The organism is Serratia montpellierensis (genome assembly GCF_020858655.1).
Classification (GTDB): domain Bacteria; phylum Pseudomonadota; class Gammaproteobacteria; order Enterobacterales; family Enterobacteriaceae; genus Serratia; species Serratia montpellierensis.
The window spans coordinates 217,113-222,095 of the sequence record NZ_VOSN01000004.1 but is presented as its reverse complement, the minus strand read 5'-3'; the positions used below and the strand labels follow the sequence as shown (position 1 = coordinate 222,095).

Annotated in this window: 4 protein-coding genes, 4 tRNA genes and 1 other RNA gene (1 of these 9 cut by a window edge); 2 read left to right on the top strand and 7 right to left on the bottom strand. The window is 52.1% G+C overall.

Going from position 1 to position 4,983, the window contains the following annotated elements:
• The 5 genes from FUU19_RS05220 to FUU19_RS05200 form a co-directional block, all read right to left on the bottom strand.
• Window positions 1-39 (bottom strand) — tRNA-OTHER (locus FUU19_RS05220); it reaches 38 nt to the left of the window's first position.
• A 6-nt stretch (window positions 40-45) separates the two neighbouring features.
• Window positions 46-120, bottom strand: a tRNA-Gly gene (locus FUU19_RS05215).
• Window positions 121-156: 36 nt separating this feature from the next.
• Window positions 157-272: non-coding RNA, RtT sRNA (locus tag FUU19_RS05210), on the bottom strand.
• A gap of 46 nt (window positions 273-318) precedes the next feature.
• A tRNA-Tyr gene (locus FUU19_RS05205) sits at window positions 319-403 on the bottom strand.
• A gap of 25 nt (window positions 404-428) precedes the next feature.
• A tRNA-Thr gene (locus tag FUU19_RS05200) sits at window positions 429-504 on the bottom strand.
• A 396-nt stretch (window positions 505-900) separates the two neighbouring features.
• Here FUU19_RS05200 and FUU19_RS05195 point away from each other — a divergent pair.
• A complete protein-coding gene (locus tag FUU19_RS05195) occupies window positions 901-1,449 on the top strand; it encodes a GNAT family N-acetyltransferase (protein ID WP_141971610.1) in 549 nt (182 codons plus the stop codon).
• Between the two features lie 219 nt (window positions 1,450-1,668).
• The gene (gene coaA, locus FUU19_RS05190) at window positions 1,669-2,619 is read left to right on the top strand and encodes a type I pantothenate kinase (protein ID WP_107228142.1); all 951 of its coding nucleotides are present in this window, start codon (window positions 1,669-1,671) and stop codon (window positions 2,617-2,619) included.
• Between the two features lie 48 nt (window positions 2,620-2,667).
• Here the strand turns inward: coaA and birA are convergent, their stop codons facing one another.
• Together birA and murB are read right to left on the bottom strand one after the other, a co-directional pair.
• A complete protein-coding gene (birA, locus tag FUU19_RS05185; protein WP_141971612.1) occupies window positions 2,668-3,630 on the bottom strand; it encodes a bifunctional biotin--[acetyl-CoA-carboxylase] ligase/biotin operon repressor BirA in 963 nt (320 codons plus the stop codon).
• Window positions 3,627-4,664 (bottom strand): UDP-N-acetylmuramate dehydrogenase, encoded by a 1,038-nt coding sequence (gene murB / locus FUU19_RS05180; RefSeq protein ID WP_141971614.1) that lies wholly within the window; start codon window positions 4,662-4,664, stop codon window positions 3,627-3,629. Before murB ends, birA begins: the two co-directional genes overlap by 4 nt.
• Window positions 4,665-4,983: the final 319 nt, after the last annotated feature.

Sequence of the window (4,983 nt, the reverse complement as noted above, 5' to 3'; positions counted from 1 at the left end):
CTTACCAAGGGTGCGCTCTACCAACTGAGCTATATCAGCACATCTTGGAGCGGGCAGTGGGAATCGAACCCACATCATCAGCTTGGAAGGCTGAGGTAATAGCCATTATACGATGCCCGCATCCTGGAACTCGGCTACCTGATTTTTCTGTAGAATTTTGGGATGGAGCAGGATTGTTCATCACTCGGCTCGCATCCTTCGGGCCGGCTGCGCCTTGCGCTGCACAGCTCGAACCTTGCCGAAGGCTTTCGCCCTCTCCTCCCGCCATCAACCGTTGCGGTATTTATCGCATCTCAGTTAATCGCCGAAGGCAAGATTTGGTGGTGGGGGAAGGATTCGAACCTTCGAAGTCTGTGACGGCAGATTTACAGTCTGCTCCCTTTGGCCGCTCGGGAACCCCACCAGATTTTAACTACTTGTGACTTGAATGGTGCCGGCTACCGGAATCGAACTGGTGACCTACTGATTACAAGTCAGTTGCTCTACCTACTGAGCTAAGCCGGCATCAAGTGCAGCGCATTCTAGGTAGAGCGGGCGACCTATGCAACAAAAAAATTGCTTTACGCGCACTTTCGCTCATAAATCAGTCAATTTTGCATACTGTCATGCAATTCGCAGCCTGCGGCGTGCAAACATTCATCACTCGCGGCAATCATTCTCTACAATTTTATCCACTTTTTGCAAGCCTTGAGCGCCGCTTTCTCCGTGTCAGGCTTCTCAAAACACTTAACCCGTGACGGTAAACTGTGAGCGGGATCGATGCACCAAAAAGGGGATACCTGCCCCGGACTGCGGCGTGGGCTACACTGATCCCTCGCCCTTTTGCCGTCGCCATGCCTTTCGCCGCTGTGGCTCAGTTATTGCTTCTCTTCATTACCCCCATCCCAGGAGGAATGACCGATGAAAATAGTGCCTATCAACGCCGCTACGCTACCGATTTACCGCGATGAATTGGCCCGCCTGTTGACCGATGCCGTCACGCACGGCGCTTCTGTCGGTTACGACACCTTAATCCCTCACGAAGACGCCGAAAGCTACTTCCACAGTCTGCGACCGGCCTTGGCCAAAGGTGAACTGCTGCTGTGGATTGCCCGCGACGAGCGCGGCGTCGTTGGCACCGTGCAACTCGAGCTCTGCCAGAAGCCGAACGGCCGTAATCGTGCGGAGGTCGTGAAGCTGTTGGTGCATAGCCGCGCTCGCCGAAACGGCGTAGGTCAGGCGCTGATGAAGTCACTGGAGCACGCGGCACTGCAACAGCAGCGCGGACTATTGTACCTGGATACGCAGACCGGTTCGGCGGCAGAAGCGCTTTATCGCAGCCTGGGTTATCGCTGTTTGGGCGAGCTACCGGATTATGCGGCGGGGCCCGATGGGCATTACCATCCAACCGTTATTTATTACAAACGTCTGTTCGCCGTGAACCAACCTTCGCGCGCCATCGCCAGCTAGCCTTCAGGCGGTATCCGCCCCCGATGATACCGCCTTGCCCCCCTGCTTAATCAACTGCGCGCCGCTTCGCACAATTGACATAAACTGCTGCCTATCGACAACTTTTGCGAAAAAAGTCTACGCCAAAAACGAAGCTGTCTATAATATGCAGCTTGTTTATTCTCTGGAGCTGGCGTCCGGCGCCTTTCCCAACCTGCGTTAACAGGCAGAATTTGGCTTATGATAAAAAGAGATCAATCTTTAGCAACGCCCTACCTACAGTTCGATCGCACCCAATGGGCTGCGTTGCGAGATTCGGTGCCGCTGACGTTGTCGGAAGAAGAGATCGTTAAACTGAAAGGGATTAACGAAGATCTCTCGTTGGAAGAAGTTGCGCAGATTTATCTGCCGCTATCACGACTGTTGAACTTCTATATCAGCTCCAACCTGCGGCGACAGGCGGTACTGGAGCAATTCCTCGGCACTGACGGGCAAAAGATTCCCTATGTCATCGGCATCGCTGGCAGCGTAGCCGTCGGCAAGAGCACAACAGCGCGCTTGTTGCAGGCACTGCTGAGCCGCTGGCCGGAACACCGCAGCGTTGAGCTGATCACAACCGACGGCTTCTTGCATCCTAATAAGGTGCTGAACGAACGCGGCCTGATGAAGAAAAAAGGCTTCCCGCAGTCTTACGATATGCATAGCCTGGTGAAATTCGTGTCGGAAGTGAAATCCGGCGCCAAACGCGTTACCGCTCCAGTTTATTCTCATTTAATCTATGATGTTGTACCCGAAGGCAATAAAGTCATCGAGCAACCGGATATTCTTATCCTGGAAGGGCTTAACGTATTGCAAAGCGGTATGGATTACCCTCACGATCCTCATCGCGTATTCGTTTCCGATTTTGTCGACTTCTCTATATATGTCGATGCCCCGGAGACGCTATTGCAAAGCTGGTATATCAATCGCTTCCTGAAATTCCGTCAGGGCGCATTTTCCAATCCCGATTCTTATTTCCATCACTATTCAAAATTGCCGGAACCGGAAGCGGTTAATATCGCCACGCAATTATGGAATGAAATTAACGGGTTGAATTTGCAGCAGAATATACTGCCCACGCGCGAACGAGCCAGCCTGATCATGACCAAAAGCGCCAACCACGCCGTTGAAAGCGTGCGTTTAAGAAAGTAAGCCCACCTAACGATCAAGGGGACGCTGCCGTCCCCTTGTCTTTTCTCACTATTCCGCGCTGCGCAGCGATATCTCTCCGCCGATAAAGGGTTTTATTTCCCCGTCTTGTTCCAGCAGAAGTGCACCTTGCGAGTCGATACCCCGGGCGATGCCCACAATCTGTCGCTCACCGATCAGCAGCTTGACCGGTCTGTCGATAAAATTATCCAGCGTGCGCCAACGGCCAATGAATGGCGCCAGCCCATCTATCTCGAATTGTTTTAACGACTGCCGCAATTCATTGAGCAGAGTAGCCGTCAGTTCATTACGATCGATGTTAATGCCGGCTTCTTGCAGGTTGATCCAACCCTGGTTGATCCCCCCGGCATTGGTATCCCGCATCGCCAAATTAATGCCGGCACCGATGACCAACTGAGCCGCATCGCCGGTTTTTCCTGTCAACTCGACCAGGATCCCTGCCAATTTGCGATCGTTCAGGTAGAGGTCGTTGGGCCATTTTACTCGCACGTCTTTAGCACCAAGGCGCTGCAAGACCTCCGCCATCACCATGCCGATCACCAGGCTCAGTCCCATCGCCGCAGCCGGTCCCTGTTCCAATCGCCAAAACATCGACAGGTATAAATTGGCACCAAACGGCGAAATCCACTGGCGTCCACGACGACCGCGGCCAGCCAGTTGATACTCAGCGATACAGGCGTCGCCAGATTGCAGCGTTTCGATACGATCCAGCAAATATTGATTGGTAGAGTCGACTACCGGCAACACGGTAACGCGTTTGTCGTCCAGCCCTTTAAGAATGCGTTCCGCCTCCAATAGCGGCATGGGGGCAGGCAAGCTATATCCTTTGCCGGGCACGGTAAAGACATCCAGTCCCCACTCGCGAATGGTTTGAATATGCTTATTGATCGCGGCACGGCTCATGCCGAGTGACTCACCGAGGTGTTCCCCGGAATGGAATTCGCCGTCGGCCAGCAGTGCGATCAGTTTTAACGGAACCTTGGTATCTTTCATGACAGCACCGCCACGGCATTCAGCTCACCGGTCGCGCCAATAAAACGCACCTCAGGCTCCAGCCACACACCGAATTTATCGGCCACCGTCTTGCGTACGTGGCGCGCCAGCGCCACCACATCCTGGCTGTGGGCGTTGTCGATATTCACCAGCACCAGCGCCTGCTGGCGGTGTACCGCAGCTCCACCGATACGATATCCTTTCAGTTCACACTGATCGATCAACCAGCCAGCGGCCAGCTTCACCTGGCTATCCTGCTGCGGATAATGCGGTATACCGGGATATTTGGCGATGAGTTCTGCGGCTTTCTCTGCGTTTACCAACGGATTCTTGAAGAAGCTGCCGGCATTGCCGGTTTCACGCGGATCGGGCAGCTTGCTGCGGCGCATGGCGCACACAGATTCAAATACCTGAAGTGGTGTCACCATGGCAGGATCCAGCTTGGCCAGATCGCCATAGCTCAACTTGGGTTGCCACTCTTTGCTCAGACGCAGGCCGAGCCCAACAATGACATGTCCAGTTTGGAAGCGGTGTTTGAAAATGCTTTCCCGGTAGCCGAAACCACACTCGGCTGCCGGAATACGGTCAATGGCACCGGTAGAGAAGTCCAGCAGATCGACATACTCACAGACATCTTTCAATTCGACGCCGTAGGCGCCGATGTTCTGGATAGGTGCAGAACCGGCCAATCCAGGAATCAACGCCAGGTTTTCCAGGCCGCAGATCCCGGCCTGCAGCGTATATTGCACCAGGTCATGCCAATTTTCACCGGAGCTGACGTGGAGATGCCAGGCATCGTTATCTTCTCGAACATCGATACCCTTCAGCTGATTGACCATTACCGTGCCCGTAAAATCCTCCAGGAACAGCACGTTGCTACCTTCACCGAGAATCAGCAGCGGCTCCTGACGCTTACGCGTTTGTTGCCACACCTTGAGCATCAGCTCAATTCTATCGGCTATGATCAGGTGCGCTGCGTTGACCGGGAGCGCAAACGTATTGTGGTTTTTTAAAGACGCGCTTTCAGTAGACATAACGTTCAGTACCTATACGGAAATAATCTTTCGCCTAGTCTACTCGATTCGAGACGTCTGGCTAATATTTGTTTTAATTAACGTGAAATTTATCGAATAATACACTAAAGAATTAAGAGTTATCGTTGATATAACCAGATAATTCTTATCAACACATTAATAAATAGGCATTTTTATTATTTAAATAATAACCTGAAGCTATCAATTATATATTGATTTGGCTATTTCCCCGATAAAAAACATTATACTTTCTTATAAGAAAAAACTGCATATGACAAAAAATCTATTTTCCAGAGTAATAGATATAGTCAGGATATTT